Here is a 22,043-nt window from a genome sequence, read left to right as displayed (position 1 = left end):
TAGAGCCAACAAAGGCCTCTACAGTCACTAAAATGACTCTTGATTATCCAGTAGTCACATTTAGAGCAATCATACTATTTGTCGCAAATCTGCCCGAAATTGTTGGGCTAGAGCCTCAATTGCCTTCGTAGGACCGGCTTCAGCCGGGAGGGCGGAAGGGCTGACAATGGAACGGCTGCGAATGCACCGGCCTCCTCCCGGCTTAAGCCGGTCCTGCGAATGTATTCAAATAGTTGCGCGATGAGGGTCAAGACGGTGTCGACGATTCTTTACGCAATATCCCGCAACTCCCGCCGCAAGATCTTGCCCACCGGGGTCATCGGCAGCGACTCGCGCAAGACGATGTGTTTCGGCACTTTATAAGCGGTGAAGTTTTCCTTGCAGAAGATCTTCAGCTCTTCAACGCTGACCCCGCCTTCGCGAGCCACCACGAACAGCTTCACTGCTTCCCCGGAGCGTTCGTCCGGTACGCCGATGACGGCGCAGTTGGCAACACCGGGATGGCTCATCACCACGTCTTCGATTTCATTGGGGTAGACGTTGAAACCGGAAACGATGATCAGGTCTTTCTTGCGGTCGACAATGCTGATGAAACCGTCGGCATCGATGACGGCAACGTCGCCGGTCTTGAACCAGCCTTCGGCGTCGATGGCCTCGGCGGTTGCATCCGGACGTTTCCAGTAACCCACCATCACCTGCGGGCCTTTGATGCACAGCTCGCCGCGTTCGCCCAGCGGCAACTCGTGGCCGTCATCATCGATGACTTTCATCGCCGTACTCGGCATCGGAATCCCCACGGTGCCGAGTCGGGACTGGCGGCCATAAGGATTGGCGCTGGCCACGGGCGACGTCTCGGTCAGCCCGTAACCTTCAACGATGCGGGTACCCGTGAGCTGCTCCCAGCGCTCGGCAGTGGCCTTGACCAAGGCGGTGCCGCCGGAGTTGGTGCTTTTCAGGCTGGAGAAATCCAGGGATTTGAAATCCGGATGATTCATCAAGGCCACGAACAGCGTATTGAGGCCGATCATGGCCGAAAAACGCCATTTGCCCAGTTCCTTGATGAAGCCGCCAATGTCGCGTGGATTGGTGATCAGGATGTTGTGGTTGCCGCTGACCATCATGCACATGCAGTTCGCGGTGAAGGCATAGATATGATAGAGCGGCAACGGCGCGATCATGATTTCCTTGCCCTCCCGGAACACCGGGCTGCCGTCGTCGCCGTGCTGCAGCATGCAGGCGTAGACCTGCTGCATGTTCGCCACCAGATTGCCGTGGCTGAGCATCGCGCCCTTGGCCAGGCCCGTGGTGCCTCCGGTGTATTGCAACACCGCGATATCCTCAAGCCCGAGGGTCACCGGTTGCAGGTGATGGCCGCGCCCCAGATGCAGCGCGCTTTTGAACGGCGTGGCCTGGGGCAAGTCGTAGGCCGGGACCAGCTTCTTGACCTTGTCGACAATCACATTGACCAGCCAGCCCTTCGCCGCTGATTGCATGTCGCCCATCTTCACTTCAATCAGGTACTGGATCTCGGTGTCGGGCAGCACTTCCTGGACCAGCTTGCCGAACAGGTTCAGATAAACCAGTGCCCGAGCGCCGGAGTCCTTGAACTGATGACGCATTTCCCGCGCGGTATACAGCGGATTGGTGTTGACCACGATGAGGCCGGCGCGCAGCGCACCAAACACGGCAATCGGATATTGCAGCAGGTTGGGCATTTGCACGGCGATGCGGTCGCCAGGCTTGAGTTCGGTGTGTTGCTGGAGAAACGCCGCAAATGCCGCTGAATGCCGATCCAGCTCGGCATAGGTCAGGGTAATGCCCATATTGCTGAACGCCGGGCGATCGGCAAATTTTCGGCAACTGCGCTCGAACACTTCGATGACTGACTTGTAGGCGTGCAGATCCACCTCAGGGAGTACACCCGCCGGGCGTTTGTCATTCCAGAAATCAGGTTGCATTGTTATTGTCCTCTTACCTGAGAGTGTCTGGCCCGCTGCTGTAACGCGGGGCTTGGCGGACGTTAGCAGCAATCGTCAGGAAGGCAAATACCGGCCAATGCGTCATCATCGGCGTGAATCTCGGTGCTGATCGGGTTGCAATCGGTCATCGGCTATACACTTCATGCACAGCGCCGGAATATCAGCGGACTCAGGCAAGGGAGACGTCATGAAACACGAAGTCTTTTGGCTCGACGCCAGCGATCACACTCGCCTGTACGTCAATGCCTGGTTACCGCCGCTGGCGCCCAGGGCGGTAGTGATGGTGTCTCATGGCATGGCCGAACACAGCGGCAGGTACGCTCGCCTGGGCGAGCCGCTGTGCGCTGCGGGATTTGCGCTGTATGCCCACGACCAGCGCGGCCACGGCAAGACCGCCGCCCAAGGCGTGCTGGGCCATTTCGCCCATGAAAACGGCTGGAGCAAAGTCGTGGATGACCTGGCGAGCCTGAATCAGTCCATAGGCCAGCGTCATCCCGACACACCGGTATTTCTGCTGGGCCACAGCATGGGCAGCTATATAGCGCAGGCCTGGCTGCTGCATCACGGCGCCAGCTTGCAGGGCGCGATACTCAGCGGCTCGAATTTCCAGCCGGTTTCCCTGTACCGCAGCGCCAGCACCATCGCCCGCCTGGAACGCTGGCGGCAAGGCCCGAGCGGGCGCAGTCGGCTTATCGAATGGCTGTCATTCGGCTCGTTCAACAAGGCGTTCAAACCGGCACGCACCCGCTTCGACTGGCTGAGCCGGGATGCCCGGGAAGTCGATCAGTACATCAGCGACCCGCTGTGCGGCTTTCGTTGCACCAATCAATTCTGGCTGGATCTGCTCGGTGGCCTGCAGCAAATCAGCAAGCCGTCGAACCTGAAACAGATCGATCCAGGCCTGCCGTTGCTGATAATTGGCGGGGAATGTGATCCGGTGAGCGAAGGCAAACGTCTCAAGGATCTTGCCGACGCATTGGCCGAGACAGGTCATCAAATGTTACAAATGAAGATCTATCCGCAGGCGCGGCATGAGCTGTTCAACGAAACCAACCGCGATGAAGTCACGGGGGATGTACTCGACTGGCTGGAGCAGACACTGCAGCAGCCAAGACCGCGTCGGGCAGAATGACCTCGCCACCTTTGCCCGTCATCGCCAGGCCTCTTTTCAATATTCAGGATCACCCATGACTCAGGTTACCAACACCCCTTACGAAGCCCTTGAAGTCGGCCAGACCGCCAGTTACAGCAAGACTGTTGAAGAGCGCGACATCCAGTTGTTTGCCGCTATGTCCGGTGATCACAACCCGGTGCACCTGGATGCCGAATACGCTGCGCAGACCATGTTCAAGGAACGCATCGCCCACGGCATGTTCAGCGGCGCATTGATCAGCGCTGCCGTCGCCTGCGAGTTGCCTGGGCCGGGCACCATTTATGTGGGCCAGCAGATGACCTTCCAGAAACCGGTAAAACTGGGCGACACCCTAACCGTACGCCTGGAAATCCTGGAAAAAATGCCGAAATTCCGCGTACGCATCGCGACTCGCGTTTTTAATCAGCGTGAAGAACTGGTGGTTGACGGCGAAGCAGAAATTATCGCCCCGCGTAAACAGCAGACCGTGACCCTGACTCAATTGCCGGCAATCAGCATCGGTTGATTCTGCGAAAACCTGTTGGAGCGAGGCTTGCCCGCGAACCGGGTACCTCGGTGGGCAAGATCCACCGCGTTATCGTTCTTCCCGGACAAGTCCGGTCCTACCGGGCAGATACAAACTGGTAGGAGGGGACTTGTCCCCGAAAAGCGCGCCCCCCTTCAAGCCTCGCTCCAACGAATCTTCGCCTGGCCAACAAGTTGGCTCCTACAGCGATTCAACTCATTTTTTCGCAACAAAAAAAAGGGCGACCGAAGTCGCCCAAAATGCCTTGCGTGCTCTTGTTATAGAAGGCCTCAGCCTCACTTGCGCTTTTGCGAGTCCTTCCAGATAAATAGTCCGAAGCCTGCGAAGAACACCAGCATCAGGCCAACGGTAACGACACCGGCCACAACCACATTGTCGAAAAACATAACCGCGCCTCCTGCTCTGTCCCTGTTCGATGGAGCAAGATTACCCACAGCGGCGGCGATGGAAATTGACCCAAATCAATAGCGCCACACGCTTGATCGCCAAGCGCGCGGATAACTGATCTGGGTCAACGGAATTGGGGGGATTCAGCGCTTTTTCGGTTTGTTCTTCGACTTTTTCTTGCCCGGACTCAGGGGCATGGCTTGCTCGAAGGCATTGCGCACTTCGTTCAGCCGCTTGTCATTGAGATCGTGTACCCGCTTGGCACGTTCGGCGCCCAGGTCGATCAGTTTTTCATCTCCGCTCATGGCCTGCACTCTCGAACACATGGAAGTGAGGCTAATAATGCGCAATCCCGTGCCCCATGACCAGCGCAGCAGCGCTCACAGGCGCACCGCTCACGCTCAGACTTCGACATCCACCCACATGCCCTGGCGCGGCGCTTCATCCATCAGCGGCACCACCGGCACGGTGTTATCGGCATTCAGCGAAACGCCGGGCACCGCAAGATGTTCCGGTTCATCAGAACCCTGCTCACGACGCTTTTGCTGCTCGTGATGACGTTGCTGTTCTTCACGCAACAATAACGCGCTGTGTTCAGCGTCATGATTGCGCAAGTCGATGGTGGTTTCGGTGGAGCTGGACTGCACGGGTGCAACAGGCGGAATATCCGGGACCTGTCTGGCCGCATCCAGCTGGGAAGTGACGGGCACCACACTCAAGGGAAGGGTCGGCTGCAGCATGATTTGATCTCCTGTTGAGTAATTGTCGGCCGCCGTTTCGTCGACTTGAACCGTTGAATGAGAAAGATTCGACTATGTTTGCTGCAACTAGTGCCGCAAAACGCAGTTTTAGCCGGAAATACAGGAGAAATCGCGTTGAAAGTTCACTCCGCCTTTGGCCTGGGCAGCGTGTTCCGTTAACATAGTCGGCTTTTTCAAGGCGGGAGACAGGCAGCATGGCGCAGCAGTATCAACCGGGGCAACGCTGGATTAGCGACAGCGAAGCCGAGCTGGGTTTAGGCACCGTTCTGGCACAGGACGGCCGCTTGTTGACCGTGCTCTATCCGGCCACTGGCGACACGCGTCAATACGCTTTGCGTAACGCACCGCTGACCCGCGTGCGCTTCTCTCCCGGCGACGTGATCACCCACTTCGAAAACTGGAAGATGACCGTGCGCGAAGTCGACGACGTCGACGGCCTGCTGGTCTACCACGGGCTCAACGCACAGAACGAACCGGTCACGCTGCCGGAAACCCAGCTGTCGAACTTCATTCAGTTCCGTCTGGCCACTGATCGCCTGTTCGCCGGACAGATCGATCCGCTGGCGTGGTTTTCCCTGCGTTATCACACGCTGGAACACACCAGCCGCCAGTTGCAGTCCTCCCTTTGGGGCCTGGGCGGCGTGCGTGCGCAGCCTATCGCCCACCAGTTGCACATCGCCCGGGAAGTCGCCGACCGTATCGCGCCACGGGTTTTGCTGGCGGATGAAGTCGGCCTGGGCAAGACCATCGAAGCCGGTCTGGTGATCCATCGCCAGCTGCTGTCCGGTCGCGCCAATCGCGTGTTGATTCTGGTCCCGGAAAACCTCCAGCACCAATGGCTGGTGGAAATGCGCCGCCGTTTCAACCTGCAGGTCGCGCTGTTCGATTCCGAGCGTTTCATCGAAAGCGATGCCAGCAACCCGTTCGAAGACACTCAGTTGGCGTTGGTGGCTCTGGAATGGCTGGTCGAAGACGAGAAAGCCCAGGACGCGCTGTTTGCTGCGGGCTGGGACTTGATGGTGGTCGACGAGGCTCACCACCTGGTCTGGCACGAAGAAAAGGCCAGCCCTGAATATTCCCTGGTCGAACAATTGGCTGAAGTCATTCCCGGCGTGTTGCTGCTGACCGCAACCCCGGAACAACTGGGTCAGGACAGCCACTTTGCGCGCCTGCGCCTGCTGGATCCGAACCGCTTCCACGACCTGCAAGCCTTCCGCGCCGAAAGCGAAAACTATCGCCCGGTGGCCGAAGCGGTGCAGGAGCTGCTCGACAAGGGACGCTTGTCGCCAAAAGCGCACAAAACCATTCACGGCTTCCTCGGTAGCGAGGGCGAAGCGTTGCTGGCCGCCGTCAACGATGGCGACACCGAAGCCAGCGCGCGCCTGATTCGCGAATTGCTCGACCGCCACGGCACAGGCCGCGTGCTGTTCCGCAATACCCGGGCCGCCGTGCAAGGCTTCCCGGAGCGCAAGCTGCATCAGTATCCGCTGCCCTGCCCGGCCGAATACCTCGAATTGCCGTTGGGTGAACACGCCGATCTGTACCCGGAAGTCAGCTTCCAGGCGCAACCGGACGTTACCGAAGAAGAACGCTGGTGGCGCTTCGACCCCCGCGTCGACTGGTTGATCGACACGCTGAAAATGCTCAAGCGCGTCAAGGTACTGGTGATCTGTGCCCACGCTGAAACCGCGATGGATCTGGAGGACGCCTTGCGCGTGCGTTCCGGCATCCCGGCCACGGTGTTCCACGAAGGCATGAATATCCTTGAGCGCGACCGCGCTGCAGCGTATTTCGCGGATGAAGAATTCGGCGCACAGGTGTTGATCTGTTCGGAAATCGGCAGCGAAGGCCGTAACTTCCAGTTCTCGCACCACCTGGTGTTGTTCGATCTGCCTGCGCACCCGGACTTGCTGGAACAGCGTATCGGTCGTCTGGACCGGATCGGCCAGAAACACACCATCGAGCTGCACGTGCCATTCCTGGAAACCAGCCCGCAAGCGCGGCTGTTCCAGTGGTATCACGAAGCGCTCAATGCGTTCCTCAATACCTGCCCGACCGGCAACGCCTTGCAACATCAGTTCGGCCCGCGCCTGCTGCCGCTGCTGGAAAGCGGCGATGACGACGAATGGCAGGCGCTGATCGATGAGGCCCGCGCCGAGCGCGTGCGCCTGGAAAGCGAGCTGCACACCGGTCGCGACCGCTTGCTGGAGCTCAACTCCGGCGGAGCGGGCGAAGGCGAAGCGCTGGTCGAGGCGATTCTTGAGCAAGACGATCAGTTCACCCTGCCGATCTACATGGAAACCCTGTTCAATGCGTTCGGCATCGACAGCGAAGACCATTCGGAAAACGCTCTGATCCTCAAGCCAAGCGAAAAAATGCTCGACGCCAGCTTCCCGCTGGGCGACGACGAAGGCGTGACCATCACTTACGACCGCAACCAGGCGCTGTCTCGCGAAGACATGCAATTCATCACCTGGGAACACCCGATGGTTCAGGGCGGCATGGATCTGGTGCTGTCCGGTTCCATGGGCAACACCGCCGTGGCGCTGATCAAGAACAAGGCGCTCAAGCCTGGCACCGTTCTGCTGGAACTGCTTTATGTCAGCGAAGTGGTTGCGCCGCGCTCGCTGCAACTGGGCCGTTATCTGCCACCGGCCGCCTTGCGCTGCCTGCTGGATGCCAACGGCAATGATTTGTCAGGCCGCGTGTCGTTCGTGACCCTGAATGAACAACTGGAAAGCGTGCCGCGTGCCAGCGCCAACAAGTTCATCCAGGCCCAGCGCGACGTGCTCAATCCGCAGATCAACGCCGGCGAAGCCAGGATCGCACCGAAACACGCCGAGCGCGTGGCCGAGGCGCAGCGTCGCCTGGCTGCCGACACCGACGAAGAACTGGCGCGCCTGACCGCCTTGCAAGCCGTCAACCCGACGGTGCGCGACAGCGAACTGATCGCCCTGCGCGCACAACGCGAGCAAGGCCTGGCGATGCTGGATAAAGCCGCGCTGCGCCTGGAAGCGATTCGGGTGCTGGTAGCGGGTTGATCGAATAAAAAAGCCTCGCTGTAGGAGGCTTGCTGTAAGACCGGCTTTAGCCGGGAGGACAATCGACGCCCTCGCGACTAAAGTCGCTCCTACGGCGTCCGGGAAGGCGGCACGTCAGGCAACCGACGTGCTCCCCGCCCCAATCTCCGCCGGCTCATCCGCCGCCATCCCCACCCTCATCTTCTGCGCATCGCGGCTAAAGCAGCGCGACGCCTGATGCAGAAACAGCAAGGTCATGAACAACGCCACCGGGATCAAATACATGGCGTCATGCAAGCCGACCGCCTTGAACGCCTCGGCCATTTCCAGGGCGCCGGCCGCCGCCATCGCCGAATGGGCAAAATGATCGGACAACAACCCCACGACCACCGGCCCTAAACCGCCACCCAGCAGATACAAGCCGGCAAAAAACAGCGCCATGGCCGTCGCCCGCAAACGGGGTTCCACGACATCCTGAATGGCGGTGTAGACGCAGGTATAAAAGTTGTAAGCGAACAACCAGCCCAGGCCGAACACAGCAACAAACACTCCGATTTCAATTCGCCCCGCGTGCAAGGCATAGCCTGTGGCCAGCGTCGCCACCAGCATGCTCACGGCAGCGAACATCAGGCGACCATTGGCGAAACGCTGATGCAACTTGTCCGCGATCCAGCCTCCAGCGGTCAGCCCTACCAGCCCCGTCACCCCGACGATAATCCCGGTGGCGACCGCTGCTTCCTGCAACGGCAGCAGGAAATAGCGTTGCAGCATCGGCACCATGAATGAGTTGCACGCATAAGTGGCGAAGTTGAAGGTCAATCCGGCCAGCACCAGCCAGCCAAACGTCGGGATCGCCAGTACGCGACGAATCGGCTTGTCGATTTTCTCCTCGGATATGCGAACGCTTTCGGCCGCGCCGCGCTTGGGTTCACGGATGAAAAACATGAACACCGCCAGCACCAGGCCCGGCACCGCCGCAATGAAGAACGGCGCGCGCCAGCTGTCGAACGCCTTGACCATCGCACCAATGGTGAAAAACGCCAGCAACAGCCCCAACGGCAGGCCCAGCATGAAAATGCCCATGGCTCGCGCCCGTCGATGGGCCGGGAACAGGTCGCCAATCAAGGAATTGGCCGCTGGCGCATAACTGGCCTCGCCAATTCCCACGCCCATGCGCACCAATAGAAACGTCCAGAAGCTGCCAGCCAGCCCGTTCACGGCCGTCAGCCCGCTCCAGACCGCCAACCCCCAGCCCATGAGTATTTTGCGCGAACCGGTATCAGCGATGCGCCCCAGCGGCAGCCCGGCGATGGCATAGACCAAGGTGAACGCGGTGCCAATGATGCCCAGCTGAAAGTCGCTCAACTGCCATTCCTTGCGAATCGGCTCGATGATGATCGCCGGAATGGTGCGGTCGAAGAAATTGAAAAGGTTGGCCAGAAACAGCAGAAACAAGACGCGCCACGCGTTGGACGCCTGCGGCGAAAGAGGCTGCGAACTGCTGCTCATGGTGAAGCTCCCTTTTTATTGTTGTTGGAAGACCGCGCCGTTAAATCTAGAACGCTTATCCACGACTGTCTGTAAACATTCGTTAAGCAAATGTCCTGGCATCGCGGGGTGCGCCTTTCGCGAAACGACAGCGAGGAATCAGCCGGGTTCAATCCACTCATCAGAAAATCTAAAGATTTCCTTATGCCTGCCGATTCATTACTTGAACCAGACAGGGAGCGCCTTGGTCGTTGCTCGGGCTTATCCCCTTTCGCCCCTGAAAAAGCGCACTGCAACGTCGTAACTTCTCTTTCCGTGATGGCGCGATGACCCCGACCGCATCGCAGCCTCCTTAGGCAAATGGCGCACGATGACCAATAAAAACGATTCTGCTGGCGCGATATCCGGACCATTGAGTGCAGCCGTTGCCGCAAAGGCAGATGGCGTACCTGGCACCTCCTACCGACCCAAGCCCATTCCCGCTCAGCAATATATGTATTTCACGGAAACCGATACCGACCGGATCCTGGATAATCTCGACGGTCTGCGCGACACAGTCTTCCCGCCTTCACCTTCAGTGCACATTGAAGAAAGCGTGCTGCGCAGCGAACAGCAGTTCCCCTCGGTATGCCTGATCGGTCTGGGCCGCTGCGGCTCGAACATCGCCCTGGACGTTGCCGAACTGGTCTACAACGCGCGCAAGTTCTACCTCAATCAATTCGAGAACGAAGATCGCCTGCGCGATGACAAGCGCTACAGCCCGGTGCACTGGATCCGTAACAATCTGCGGCTGGTGCAGAACAAAGCCAGCAAACCCGTATTTCTGGTTGAGCCGCTGGTCATGCTCGGGGATCTGGACAAGGACATTGCTGGCCGCATCCGCTTCTCACGCAAGGGCGAGAAAAGCGGGTTCATCAACGACTACAGCAAAATGAAAATCATGGATTTGTCCGAAGTCCATGCAGGAGGCGCCGGTAACGCACCGATCCTCGGCCAGTACCTGGCCAAAATCATCCTGAACAAGGACACCAGCCAATTCTCCAGCACTGACTGGAAGCTGATCCACTCGTACCTGATCGATTCGTGCGGCATCAAGGCCAACCAGTCTCGCCTGTACTTCTACATTTTCAGTGCGGGCGGCGGTACGGGTTCTGGCATGGCCTCGGAGTTCGGCCTGGCGCAACAGTTCTCGTACATGAACAAAACCTTCGACACCCGCCCCACTGACGAAAACGACAGCAAACGCGGCCGGTCCTTTGTGTTCGAGCCTATCTTCACCAGTGGCATTTGTGTGCTGCCGAACATTTCCGATCACCGCAGCGAAATGTCCGAGGCGCTGCATATCAATGCCGGTCGCCTGCTCTGCAAGTATCTGGCTGAGGAGTGGGACTTTTCGTACAACTTCGAGAACGAAGACAGCAGCGAAGCCAGCGTCATGGGCCGAATTCGCCCCTGGAACGCCATGATGCTGATCTCCAACGACATCATGCGTTACGCCGAAGAAAGCGATGACGGCAACATCGACAACATCGATGTGAACGCCATGGAACGTCACGCCAACCAGTACATCTCGCAGCAGATCTTCAACATCCTCACTGCCCAGGCCGTTACCACCGATTACGATCAGAACTATTTCCGACGTGCCGGCATTGATATCGGCGAGACCATCCGCCTGGATGCCAACGACCTGTTCATGAGCCTGGCCGGGCCGGTAGCGATTGCCTACGCCGAGTCGGTGGTGCCGGAAAGCCCGGTCCCCGGTTCGGACAAATTCAAGGTGTTCGAGAAAGAACCGCCACGCCTGAACATCGACGACCTGTTTTTCCGCTCCATTGACTTGCCGCACTTCAATAAAGTGACCCAGGCCATCGAAGGCATCAGCTTGCTGCCGATCGAGTCCAAGCGTTATCGCGCTGCGCTGGACCAGTACAAAACCTCCGGCTACGACGCCGCGGCGCTGCATGACTTGCACTTCTTCAAGAACTGCTCGTCGGTGGTGTCCATCGTCTCGCTGCCCAAAGACTACAAGCTGTCCTACATGGACCTGAACCGTCTCAAGACGCACCTGAACAGCCTGTTCCCCAACACCACGCTCAAGCGTTATGCACTGGTGATCGGAGCGTCGGCCAACCTGTCGCTGACCACCTTGATCGCCAAGAGTCCCTGCCTGTCGGATGACTTTCTGACGCTGATCGTGGCGTTCATCAAGCGCTGCTTCGCGAAAAACCAGTTCCGCTTCGACGACACGCTGGACAACTCGATTCTGGACTTCATTGTCAGCGACGAATTTGATGAAGAGCGCATCGACGACTTGCTCAATGAATATGAAAACCCGGCCAGGATCCTCGACACCAACTGGTATGCGATCAAGCCCATGTACGAGAAGAAGTACCGCGAGCTGATCGAGGACAAAGCCAAGTTTGTCTCGATCAACGACATCCGCATTTCCCGTGAAAGCGTGAAGAAGGCCATCAAGTACTTGCGCGAGATCTACCGCCATCGCATCGGCAAGACCCGCGTCATCTCGCTGAATCAGCATACGGGCAAGACGGGTTACGGCTTGTAACGGAGTTCAATTGAGTCCCGTTGGACCGGCTTCAGCCGGGAGGGCGGCATTGCATGCTACGCATCTGCATTGCCGCGCGTGCAGCTCTCCCGGCTAAAGCCGGTCCTACGACGACAACACCAACAGTGAGATTTTTCGCTACCCCGGTTCCGGGCCGGTTACCAGACTACCCAGGCGCGGCGCCCGCGCGCACCAAAACTGACCACTTATAAAGCGGGCGCCCTATCCTGGACCAGCACCCAAGGAGCCACTACGACTGCCCAAAGTGTCGGGTCACGCTCCACAAGCTCTAGCGCACGCGCTTCAGCCACCTTGCCCACTTCTCCCGTGCCAAGCCACGTGCTGACTTTGGCAGCGTCGTTTTCGGCAACGGCCTGCGCCACTTCGATCAAATCCAGAGTGGGCTCGACCCACAACAGGGCGCCGCGTGCAAAGAACGGTTGCAGCTCCGTCCAGGTAATTGATGCCGTCTCACCGAGCAATTTGGCATAGAGGGTGCTTGGTTCTTCACTCATGGGTTCCACCGAAAAGAAAATCGACGCAAATAATAGCGCCGACTCTGCTCCAGACAAACCCAGATACAAGTAATTGATTGCAGGGAAGATCAGGGAAACCAAGGGTTTGAAGGTCGGTTGGACACGTCGAACCGCTTGATTCTGTATCTTTCTTACAATTTAGCGACATCATTCGGTTTTGCCCCCTGCAGCCAGCTTTCCAAGCGATCAATCGGCGCTCTAAACTGTTCCGGTACAGTTGCCGGGGGGAAGATCGGAATCTACCAATCCGGTCCTGCAGCTTTGGCGTCAGGATTATAAAAATTAAAACACAAGAGTGGAGCATCATGACTAAGGGTACTAAGAAGCTTTCCAAGCTGTTTGCCGCACTGGTTATGGCGGGGGTTGCCAGCCATTCATTCGCAGCAGACACCATCAAGATCGGCATCGCCGGCCCGAAAACCGGTGCAGTCGCCCAGTATGGCGACATGCAGTTCAGCGGCGCCAAAATGGCCATTGAACAGATCAACGCCAAAGGTGGCGTAGATGGCAAGAAGCTCGAAGCGGTTGAATACGACGACGCCTGCGATCCGAAACAAGCGGTAGCGGTCGCCAACAAAGTCGTCAACGACGGCGTCAAGTTTGTGGTTGGTCACCTGTGCTCCAGCTCCACGCAACCGGCTTCGGACATTTACGAAGACGAAGGCATCATCATGGTGACTCCGGCTGCAACCAGCCCGGAAATCACCGCTCGTGGCTACAAGCTGGTGTTCCGCACCATCGGTCTGGACAGCGCTCAAGGCCCGGCGGCTGGCAATTACATCGCCGATCACGTCAAGCCAAAAATCGTTGCGGTCATCCACGACAAGCAGCAGTACGGCGAAGGCATTGCGACTGCGGTCAAGCAGACCCTGGAAGCAAAAAAAGTCAAAGTTGCCCTGTTTGAAGGCATCAACGCTGGCGACAAGGATTTCTCGTCGCTGATCGCCAAGATGAAGCAAGCCAACGTCGACTTCGTTTACTACGGCGGCTACCACCCTGAGCTGGGTCTGATTCTGCGCCAGGCACAGGAAAAAGGCCTGAAAGCCGGCTTCATGGGTCCGGAAGGCGTGGGTAACGCGTCGATCTCGCAGATTGCCCAGGACGCTTCCGAAGGCCTGCTGGTAACCCTGCCTGCTTCGTTCGACCAGGATCCTGCCAACAAGGCGCTGGTTGATGCGTTCAAGGCCAAGAAAGAAGACCCAAGCGGTCCGTTCGTGTTCCCGGCTTACGCCGCGGTTCAAGTGATTGCCGATGCGATCAAAACGACCAAGAGCGAAGATACCGCCAAGGTTGCTGCGGCAATTCACGCCGGCACCTTCAAAACTCCGACTGGTGACTTGAGCTACGACGCCAAAGGCGACCTGAAAGACTTCAAATTCGTGGTCTACACCTGGCACAAAGACGGCACCAAGACTGAAGCGCCTGTGAAGTAAGCAATCGCTGTCAGTTGAACCCAGAGCCCACTGCAACCGCAGTGGGCTTTGTTTTACGAGCTGGACCAATCCACAAGAAAACGTCCGGCTGAACATCTTCAAAACCGTTACCAGTGATTCACTGGGCTCGATGCCAACGTGGACCCATATCACGACGCACGGGCAGCAAGACGACCACCAGTGGAACACCGAGCAGGTTTTCAGGAGCGCTGTAATGCCCGAGATAGACATCTATCACTTTTTCCAACAGCTGGTTAATGGCCTGACCATTGGCAGCACCTATGCCTTGATTGCCATCGGTTACACGATGGTTTACGGCATCATCGGCATGATCAACTTCGCCCATGGCGAGGTGTACATGATCGGTTCGTATGTCGCGTTCATCGCCCTCGCCGGCCTGACGATGATGGGGCTGGACAGCCTGCCGTTGCTGATCACCGCCGCGTTCGTCGCCAGTATCGTCGTGACCAGTGCCTACGGTTATGCCATCGAGCGCGTGGCTTATCGCCCGTTGCGCGGCAGCAACCGTCTGATCCCGCTGATTTCTGCGATCGGCATGTCGATATTCCTGCAGAACACGGTTCTGTTGTCGCAGGACTCCAAAGACAAATCGATTCCCAACCTGATTCCCGGCAACTTCGTGTTTGGCTCGACCAGCACCCATGAAGTCGTGATTTCCTACATGCAAGTGCTGATCTTCATCGTGACCTTGATCGCGATGCTCGGCCTGACCTGGTTCATCTCCCGCTCTCGTCTGGGCCGCGCCTGCCGGGCCTGCGCCGAAGACATCAAGATGGCCAACCTGCTGGGCATCAACACCAACAACATCATCGCCCTGACCTTTGTCATCGGTGCCGCGCTGGCGGCGGTCGCTGCCGTGTTGCTGAGCATGCAGTACGGCGTGATCAACCCCAACGCCGGTTTCCTGGTCGGCATCAAGGCCTTCACCGCCGCGGTACTGGGCGGTATCGGCAGTATTCCGGGCGCCATGCTCGGTGGTCTGGTATTGGGCGTGGCCGAAGCCTTTGGCGCCGATATCTTCGGCGACCAGTACAAGGATGTGGTGGCGTTCGGTCTTCTCGTATTGGTGTTGTTGTTCCGGCCGACCGGCCTGCTTGGCCGCCCGGAGGTTGAAAAAGTATGACCAGGAAACTCAAATCAGCGTTGTTCAGCGCCTTGCTGGTGCTGGCTGTCGCTTACCCGATACTCGGCCTGAAGCTGGAAATCGTCGGCGTCAAACTGGCAGTCATCGGCGCCAGCAGCACCACCGTCAGCATTATCTTTGCCTGTGCCATCGCCATGTTTCTGCGGGTGCTGTTCCATGAACAGATCAGCGCGGCGTGGCGTTCGTCACCGAGCATGCCGGTCATGCCCGCCAAGGCCAGCAATTTCCTGACCCTGCCGAGCACCCAGCGCTGGATCATGCTCGGCCTGATCATGGTCGCACTGGTCTGGCCGTTCTTCGGCTCCCGAGGCGCGGTGGATATCGCCACGCTGATCCTGATCTACGTGATGCTCGGCCTGGGCCTGAACATCGTGGTCGGGCTGGCGGGTCTGCTGGACCTGGGTTATGTGGGCTTTTACGCGGTCGGTGCCTACAGCTACGCCCTGCTGTCCCACTACTTCGGCCTGGGTTTCTGGATCTGCCTGCCGATTGCCGGGATGATGGCGGCGACGTTCGGCTTCCTGCTGGGCTTCCCGGTGTTGCGCCTGCGCGGTGACTATCTGGCCATCGTGACGCTGGGCTTCGGTGAAATCATCCGCTTGCTGCTGCGTAACATGACCGACCTCACCGGCGGCCCGAACGGCATCAGCAACATTGAAAAACCGACCCTGTTCGGCTTGTCCTTCGAACGCAAGGCGGCGGAAGGCATGCAAACCTTCCACGAGTTCTTCGGCCTGCAATACAACTCCATCAACAAGGTCATCTTCCTGTATCTGGTTGCCTTGCTGCTGGCGCTGGCCGCGCTGTTCGTGATCAATCGCCTGCTGCGCATGCCTATCGGCCGTGCCTGGGAAGCGTTGCGTGAAGATGAAATCGCCTGCCGCGCATTGGGCCTGAATCCGACCATCATCAAGCTGTCGGCTTTCACCCTGGGTGCTGCGTTCGCCGGTTTCGCCGGCAGCTTCTTCGCCGCTCGCCAGGGCCTGGTCACGCCGGAATCCTTCACTTTCATCGAGTCGGCCATCATCCTCGCCATCGTGGTGCTGGGTGGCATGGGCTCGCAACTGGGGGTGATCCTCGCCGCCGTGGTGATGATCCTGCTACCGGAACTGATGCGTGATTTCAGTGAATACCGCATGTTGATGTTCGGCGCCTTGATGGTGCTGATGATGATCTGGCGTCCTCAGGGTCTTCTGCCCATGCAACGTCCTCACATGGAGCTGCGCAAATGAGCCGCCCGCTATTAGAAGTCAGCGGCCTGAGCATGCGCTTTGGCGGTCTGCTGGCGGTCAACGGCGTAGGCCTGACCGTCAATGAGAAACAAGTCGTGTCGATGATCGGCCCCAACGGTGCCGGCAAGACCACGGTATTCAACTGCCTGACCGGTTTCTACCGGCCGACGTCGGGCACCATTCTGCTCGATGGCGAGGCTATTCAAGGCCTGGCGGGACACGAGATTGCCCGCAAAGGCGTGGTGCGTACCTTCCAGAACGTGCGTCTGTTCAAGGAAATGACCGCGCTGGAAAACCTGCTGGTGGCTCAGCACCGGCACTTGAACACCAATTTCTTTGCTGGTCTGTTCCGCACGCCGGGCTTCCGTCGCAGCGAGCGCGAAGCCATGGAGTACGCCGAGCATTGGCTGGAAGCGGTGAACCTCAAGGAATTCGCCAACCGTACCGCCGGCACCCTGGCCTACGGTCAGCAACGCCGCCTGGAAATCGCCCGCTGCATGATGACCCGTCCGCGGATTCTCATGCTCGACGAACCGGCAGCGGGCTTGAACCCACGGGAAACCGAGGATCTCAAGGCGCTGATCGGCATGTTGCGCAACGAACACAACGCCACGGTCCTGCTGATCGAGCACGACATGAAACTGGTGATGAGCATTTCCGACCACATCGTGGTGATCAACCAGGGCACGCCGTTGGCCGATGGTACGCCGGAACAGATTCGTGACAATCCCGAAGTGATCAAAGCCTATCTGGGGGAAGCGTAAATGCTGCAATTCGAAAACGTTTCCACTTTCTACGGCAAGATTCAGGCGCTGCATGGCGTCAACGTGGAAGTCCGCCAAGGCGAAATCGTGACCCTGATCGGCGCCAACGGCGCGGGTAAATCAACCTTGTTGATGACCTTGTGCGGTGCACCTCGGGCCCACAGCGGCAGCATCCGCTACATGGGCGAGGAACTGGTCGGCCTGGAGTCGGCGCAGATCATGCGCAAGAGCATCGCCGTCGTGCCGGAAGGTCGTCGCGTATTTGCGCGCCTCACTGTCGAGGAGAACCTCGCCATGGGCGGCTTCTTCACCGAGAAAGGCGATTATCAGGAACAAATGGACAAGGTTCTGCATTTGTTCCCGCGCCTCAAGGAGCGCTTCAACCAGCGCGGCGGCACCATGTCCGGCGGCGAACAGCAAATGCTCGCCATCGGCCGGGCGCTGATGAGCAAGCCCAAGCTGTTGTTGCTCGACGAACCGTCGCTGGGGCTGGCGCCGATCATCATCCAGCAGATTTTCGAGATCGTCGAACAGCTGCGTCGTGATGGCGTAACGGTGTTTCTGGTGGAGCAAAACGCCAACCAGGCGCTGAAAATCGCGGATCGCGCCTACGTGCTGGAAAACGGCCGGGTCGTCATGCAAGGCACCGGGGAAGAGCTGCTGGTCGATCCGAAAGTCCGCGACGCGTACCTCGGCGGGTAAGCTTTCGGTACTGCCCTTGATCAAAAAACGGCCTACGGGCCGTTTTTTATTTCCAGGGTCGCCAGGCGCTCAAGGGCATCAGTGCTGCGCTGGAACCAGCCCAACAGATAGTCCGCCAGAACCTGGATACGCTTGGGTAATTCACCCTCATAGGGATGCACCAGAAACAGCGGCAGAACGCTCGTCTGGTAATCGCGAAACAGCCAGTGCAAGCGCCCGTCGTTGACCTCGGCATGCACCATGTAGGACGGCAGACGCGCGATGCCGGCGCCCACCATCACCGCTTTCTTCAACAGACCATAGTGATTGCTGGCGAACGCGCCATAGACCTGCACGCGGGTCAGTTGATGATTCTGGTGATACAGCCATTCGTGGCGGCCGTTGTAATGGCTGTTGAGCAGACACTTGTGCGTGACCAGTTCATGGGGCGTATGCAGTTGGCCGTACCGCTCGAGGTAATCGGTACTGGCGCAGGTCAGTTCCTGAATGGCCAGCAATGGTTTGGCAACCAGGCGCTCGTCGGGAGCGACATACGAGCGTATTGCCAAATCGAAGCCATCGCGACGCAGGTCACGAAAACTGTTGTTGAGGTCCAGTTCGATCGTCACTTGCGGGTATTTTTCGGAGAACTCCATGAGCAAGCCTTCGAAAAAGGTTTCCCCCAGGGAAACGGGGGTGGTCAGGCGAACCTGCCCGACCATGTCATCGCGCATCAAAGCCACGATATTGCGCGCCCGATTCATGCTCGCCAGTAGCTGTTGCGCCTGGGGTAACAGGGCCGCACCGGCCGAGGTCAGATTGAGGCTGCGAGTGCTGCGATGCAGCAGCATGACTGAATAAGTCTCCTCAAGATGGCTGATGCGCTTGGACAGATACCCTTTACTGCAGCCCATGCGCGCCGCCGCAGCGGTGAAGCTACCGGCATCGATCAAGACCGCGAACGCCGCCAGGTCGTCTATTTCACTCACTATCGTTTCCTTATGAGAACCAAAGGTTGCCTATTAGCACTCTTATCGACTGCAATTAGTCCACCTAAACTTCGTGCTCAACTTCCCTGAAAGACATGCTCGGAGCAGCACGATGAAAATTTTATTGATTGGTGCAAGCGGTACGGTCGGTTCGGCAGTCGCCGACGAGTTCGCGCCGCGCCACGAAATTGTGCGGGCCGGTCGCAACAGCGGCGAGGAACAGGTCGATATTAGTGACAGCGCTTCAATCCGGAAACTGTTCGAACGGATAGGCCGCTTCGATGCGCTGGTCTGCGCTGCCGGAAACGTGAACTTCGTCCCGTTGGCCGACATGAAAGAAGCTGACTTCACCCTCGGTCTGCAGGACAAATTGATGGGCCAGGTGAATTTGCTGCTCATTGGCCGCGAATTTGCCAATGACGGGGCTTCGTTCACCTTCACCACCGGCATCCTCAGCCGTGACCCGATTCACTCGGGCGCGTCGGCCAGCCTGGTCAACGGCGCCATCGATGCATTTGTGCGCGCGGCAGCCATCGAAATGCCACGGGGTATGCGGGTCAATTCGGTGAGCCCGACGGTTCTGGTGGAAGCCATGGGCAGTTACGCGCCTTATTTTCGGGGTTTCAAACCGGTTCCCGCAGCCGAGGTCGCGCTTGCCTACGCGAAAAGTGTCGAAGGCCTACAGACCGGTCAGACCTACCGCGTTGGCTAACTGCCCCTTGTGATGGCGCGGCAGGCTGAGTAACGTGGCGGCACTTGTCTGGAGACCATCCCATGTTTGCTGCCCGTTCCGTAATGTTGTTTGCCCTGCTGCCGCTGTTTGCCGGATGCCAGATGCTCGGCGCCAAGCCCGAGTCGTCGGTATCCAAGGCGAACTGGACGCGCATGCAGGGTTCGTTGAGCGGCGAAGGCGGCAAGCTGATGTTTCAGCCGTGCAATGAACAACGCCGCTTCGTGGTCAAGGACGTCGGCAATACCGGCGTCCTCCAGGAATCCGCGGCCCTGGCTGACAACTCCGGCAAGGTCTTCGCTGACTTGCGTGGCAGCTTCGTCGCGGGCAAGGCGGCCAACAGCGACGGTCAACTCGACCTGCAACAGCTCTACCGTGTAGAGCGCGCCGGTCAGGCCTGCGACGATCCGAACTTCAAACGCCTGAACCTGCACGTCAACGGCAACAAACCGGCCTGGAACGTCAATGTCAGCGGTAAAGGCATGGTCATCGAACGCCTCGGCAAAGAGCCGATTGCCGTACCTTATCTCGAAGAACAACTGCCGGACGGACGCTTCAGCGTCAGCAGCGAAGCCAACGGCCAGACCATGGAGCTGTGGGTCGCGCCACAGCGTTGCGTCGACAGCGTCACCGGCGCCGTGCAACACCTGACCGCCGAACTGCGCCTCAACGGCCAGACCCAGCGTGGTTGCGGTTATTACGGCGGCGGGCGCAATGACTGAGTAAATGATGCCCGTTGGAACGAGGACGGCTGTAGGACCGAGGACGGCTGTAGGACCGGCTTTAGCCGGGAGGGCTGTTTTATGAGTGGCTCGCGACTGAAGTCGCTCCTACAGTCGCACCTACAGTCGCACCTACAGTCGCTCTTGCGGCCGATTCCCGGGCAGCTTCGCTCCAACGGTCCTGGTTTGCTTCGCGACTTCCCCTCAATGTGGCTTATAATCGCCGGTTCTTGTAGCGCTGTCGGGCTGAACCTGCGGCCCGGAAACTGGATCCCTTCATGTTACGAATCACCGAACTCAAGCTGCCGATCGATCACCCGGAAGAAGACCTGCGACCTGCACTCTTGCAGCGCCTGGGCATCGCCAGCGAAGAACTGCTCGACTTCACGCTGTTCAAGCGCAGCTACGATGCGCGCAAGAAGTCGTCCGAGCTGTGCTTCATCTACACCATCGATTTCCAGGTCCGGGACGAAGCTGCGCTGCGGCTCAGGCTCGCCGATGACCGCCATCTCAATCCAGCGCCGGATATCAGCTACAAAGTTGTAGGCCGTGCGCCTGAAGGTCTGACCGAGCGCCCGGTGGTGGTCGGCTTCGGGCCTTGCGGCATCTTCGCCGGGCTGTTGCTCGCGCAGATGGGCTTCAAGCCGATCATCCTCGAACGCGGCCGGGAAGTTCGCCAGCGCACCAAAGACACCTGGGGCCTGTGGCGCAAGAACGTCCTGAACCCGGAGTCCAACGTGCAGTTTGGTGAGGGCGGTGCCGGGACATTCTCCGACGGCAAGCTCTACAGCCAGATCAAAGACCCGAAATTCCATGGCCGCAAGGTGCTGCACGAGTTCGTCAAAGCCGGCGCGCCGGAAGAAATCCTCTACGTCAGCAAACCGCACATCGGTACCTTCCGCCTGACCGGCGTGGTGGAAACCATGCGCGAAGAGATCAAGGCCCTCGGTGGCGAAGTCCGCTTCGAACAGCGCGTGACTGACGTGCTCATCGACAACGGCCAGATGCAGGGCGTGGTGCTCGACAGCGGCGAACGCATCGAGTCCCGCCATGTGATCCTGGCCCTGGGACACAGCGCCCGCGACACCTTCCGCATGCTGCACAGCCGTGGCGTGTACATGGAAGCCAAGCCGTTTTCGGTAGGTTTCCGCATTGAGCACCCGCAATCGCTGATCGACCGGGCACGGCTGGGCAAATACGCCGGTCACCCTAAACTGGGCGCTGCCGACTACAAACTGGTGCATCACGCCAAGAATGGTCGCTCGGTCTACAGCTTCTGCATGTGCCCAGGCGGCACCGTGGTGGCGGCGACTTCCGAGCCGAATCGGGTGGTCACCAACGGCATGAGCCAGTATTCGCGTAACGAACGCAACGCCAACTCGGGCATCGTCGTGGGCATCACCCCGGAAGATTATCCTGGCGGGCCGTTGGCCGGCATCGAGTTGCAGGAGCGTCTGGAATCCCACGCTTATGTTCTCGGTGGCAGCACCTACGAAGCACCAGCGCAACTGGTCGGCGACTTCATTGCCGGCAAAGCATCCAGCGCGCTGGGCAGCGTCGAACCATCCTACAAACCGGGTGTAAAACTGGTGGATCTGGCCGATGCCCTGCCCGCCTATGCCATCGAAGCCATTCGTGAAGCATTGCCGGCGTTCGACAAACAGATCAAAGGCTTCGCCTTGCACGACGCCATCCTGACCGGCATCGAAACCCGCACCTCGGCACCGCTGCGCATCACTCGCGACGAAACCATGCAGAGTCTGAACACTAAAGGCCTGTATCCGGCGGGTGAAGGCGCGGGTTATGCCGGTGGGATTTTGTCCGCAGGCGTCGATGGAATTCGCATTGCCGAGGCGCTGGCCAGGGACATGTTAGGTATCGAAATCTAGCTTTCGCTGGCGAATTCGGACC

Annotated in this window: 19 protein-coding genes; 12 read left to right on the top strand and 7 right to left on the bottom strand. The window is 58.8% G+C overall.

Annotated elements, in window-relative coordinates; all coding sequences use genetic code 11:
• Positions 1–269: 269 nt before the first annotated feature.
• Positions 270–1,958: a long-chain-fatty-acid--CoA ligase FadD2 gene (gene fadD2, locus CFII64_RS01660; protein ID WP_020289007.1), complete on the bottom strand. Its 1,689-nt coding sequence runs from the start codon at positions 1,956–1,958 to the stop codon at positions 270–272.
• Positions 1,959–2,166: 208 nt separating this feature from the next.
• Here fadD2 and CFII64_RS01655 point away from each other — a divergent pair, with 208 nt between their 5' ends.
• Both CFII64_RS01655 and CFII64_RS01650 read left to right on the top strand, forming a co-directional pair.
• Complete coding sequence (locus tag CFII64_RS01655; RefSeq protein WP_020289006.1) at positions 2,167–3,111, top strand: alpha/beta hydrolase; 945 nt, start codon at positions 2,167–2,169, stop codon at positions 3,109–3,111.
• A gap of 55 nt (positions 3,112–3,166) precedes the next feature.
• On the top strand, positions 3,167–3,637 hold the full coding sequence (locus tag CFII64_RS01650) for a MaoC family dehydratase (protein ID WP_020289005.1): 471 nt from the start codon (positions 3,167–3,169) through the stop codon (positions 3,635–3,637).
• Positions 3,638–3,933: 296 nt separating this feature from the next.
• Here CFII64_RS01650 and ccoM read toward each other — a convergent pair whose 3' ends face one another.
• From ccoM to CFII64_RS01635, 3 genes are all read right to left on the bottom strand, one after another.
• Positions 3,934–4,044 carry a cytochrome c oxidase subunit CcoM gene (gene ccoM, locus CFII64_RS30430; protein ID WP_020289004.1) on the bottom strand — a complete coding sequence of 37 codons (111 nt, stop codon included), beginning with the start codon at positions 4,042–4,044 and terminating at the stop codon, positions 3,934–3,936.
• 144 nt (positions 4,045–4,188) lie between these two features.
• Positions 4,189–4,350, bottom strand: coding sequence for a hypothetical protein (locus CFII64_RS29995; protein WP_020289003.1), 162 nt, complete (start codon positions 4,348–4,350; stop codon positions 4,189–4,191).
• A 96-nt stretch (positions 4,351–4,446) separates the two neighbouring features.
• Entirely contained in the window at positions 4,447–4,785 is a 339-nt protein-coding gene (locus CFII64_RS01635; protein ID WP_020289002.1) for a hypothetical protein, read from the bottom strand.
• Positions 4,786–5,000: 215 nt separating this feature from the next.
• Here CFII64_RS01635 and rapA point away from each other — a divergent pair, with 215 nt between their 5' ends.
• Positions 5,001–7,847, top strand: coding sequence for an RNA polymerase-associated protein RapA (gene rapA, locus CFII64_RS01630; RefSeq protein ID WP_020289001.1), 2,847 nt, complete (start codon positions 5,001–5,003; stop codon positions 7,845–7,847).
• A 114-nt stretch (positions 7,848–7,961) separates the two neighbouring features.
• On the opposite strand, the gene CFII64_RS01625 is transcribed toward rapA, so the two are convergent.
• A complete protein-coding gene (locus CFII64_RS01625) occupies positions 7,962–9,335 on the bottom strand; it encodes an MFS transporter (protein ID WP_020289000.1) in 1,374 nt (457 codons plus the stop codon).
• A 349-nt stretch (positions 9,336–9,684) separates the two neighbouring features.
• On the opposite strand from CFII64_RS01625, the gene CFII64_RS01620 reads away from it, so the two are divergent.
• On the top strand, positions 9,685–11,880 hold the full coding sequence (locus tag CFII64_RS01620; RefSeq protein ID WP_044901083.1) for a hypothetical protein: 2,196 nt from the start codon (positions 9,685–9,687) through the stop codon (positions 11,878–11,880).
• Between the two features lie 206 nt (positions 11,881–12,086).
• On the opposite strand, the gene CFII64_RS01615 is transcribed toward CFII64_RS01620, so the two are convergent.
• A complete protein-coding gene (locus CFII64_RS01615; protein ID WP_020288998.1) occupies positions 12,087–12,395 on the bottom strand; it encodes a DUF2288 domain-containing protein in 309 nt (102 codons plus the stop codon).
• 326 nt (positions 12,396–12,721) lie between these two features.
• On the opposite strand from CFII64_RS01615, the gene CFII64_RS01610 reads away from it, so the two are divergent.
• The 5 genes from CFII64_RS01610 to CFII64_RS01590 all read left to right on the top strand — a co-directional run bounded on the left by CFII64_RS01610 (position 12,722) and on the right by CFII64_RS01590 (position 17,712).
• The gene (locus tag CFII64_RS01610; protein WP_020288997.1) at positions 12,722–13,849 is read left to right on the top strand and encodes a branched-chain amino acid ABC transporter substrate-binding protein; all 1,128 of its coding nucleotides are present in this window, start codon (positions 12,722–12,724) and stop codon (positions 13,847–13,849) included.
• A gap of 214 nt (positions 13,850–14,063) precedes the next feature.
• Positions 14,064–14,993: a high-affinity branched-chain amino acid ABC transporter permease LivH gene (gene livH / locus CFII64_RS01605; RefSeq protein ID WP_020288995.1), complete on the top strand. Its 930-nt coding sequence runs from the start codon at positions 14,064–14,066 to the stop codon at positions 14,991–14,993.
• Positions 14,990–16,246: a high-affinity branched-chain amino acid ABC transporter permease LivM gene (locus CFII64_RS01600; RefSeq protein WP_020288994.1), complete on the top strand. Its 1,257-nt coding sequence runs from the start codon at positions 14,990–14,992 to the stop codon at positions 16,244–16,246. The genes livH and CFII64_RS01600 overlap by 4 nt, the downstream gene beginning before the upstream one ends.
• On the top strand, positions 16,243–17,010 hold the full coding sequence (gene livG, locus CFII64_RS01595) for a high-affinity branched-chain amino acid ABC transporter ATP-binding protein LivG (protein ID WP_020288993.1): 768 nt from the start codon (positions 16,243–16,245) through the stop codon (positions 17,008–17,010). The genes CFII64_RS01600 and livG overlap by 4 nt, the downstream gene beginning before the upstream one ends.
• Positions 17,011–17,712, top strand: coding sequence for an ABC transporter ATP-binding protein (locus tag CFII64_RS01590; RefSeq protein ID WP_020288992.1), 702 nt, complete (start codon positions 17,011–17,013; stop codon positions 17,710–17,712). It begins immediately after the preceding gene.
• A gap of 32 nt (positions 17,713–17,744) precedes the next feature.
• Here CFII64_RS01590 and CFII64_RS01585 read toward each other — a convergent pair whose 3' ends face one another.
• Positions 17,745–18,680 carry a LysR family transcriptional regulator gene (locus tag CFII64_RS01585; RefSeq protein ID WP_020288991.1) on the bottom strand — a complete coding sequence of 312 codons (936 nt, stop codon included), beginning with the start codon at positions 18,678–18,680 and terminating at the stop codon, positions 17,745–17,747.
• Between the two features lie 112 nt (positions 18,681–18,792).
• On the opposite strand from CFII64_RS01585, the gene CFII64_RS01580 reads away from it, so the two are divergent.
• From CFII64_RS01580 to CFII64_RS01570, 3 genes are all read left to right on the top strand, one after another.
• Positions 18,793–19,392 carry a short chain dehydrogenase gene (locus CFII64_RS01580; protein ID WP_020288990.1) on the top strand — a complete coding sequence of 200 codons (600 nt, stop codon included), beginning with the start codon at positions 18,793–18,795 and terminating at the stop codon, positions 19,390–19,392.
• Between the two features lie 62 nt (positions 19,393–19,454).
• Complete coding sequence (locus tag CFII64_RS01575) at positions 19,455–20,132, top strand: COG3650 family protein (RefSeq protein WP_020288989.1); 678 nt, start codon at positions 19,455–19,457, stop codon at positions 20,130–20,132.
• Between the two features lie 278 nt (positions 20,133–20,410).
• Complete coding sequence (locus CFII64_RS01570) at positions 20,411–22,021, top strand: NAD(P)/FAD-dependent oxidoreductase (RefSeq protein WP_020288988.1); 1,611 nt, start codon at positions 20,411–20,413, stop codon at positions 22,019–22,021.
• The last annotated feature ends 22 nt before the right edge of the window (positions 22,022–22,043 follow it).

It is taken from the genome of Pseudomonas sp. CFII64, assembly GCF_000416235.1.
GTDB lineage: Bacteria > Pseudomonadota > Gammaproteobacteria > Pseudomonadales > Pseudomonadaceae > Aquipseudomonas.
Note: the sequence above shows the minus strand (reverse complement) of the source record. Positions and strands in the feature narration are given on the sequence as shown.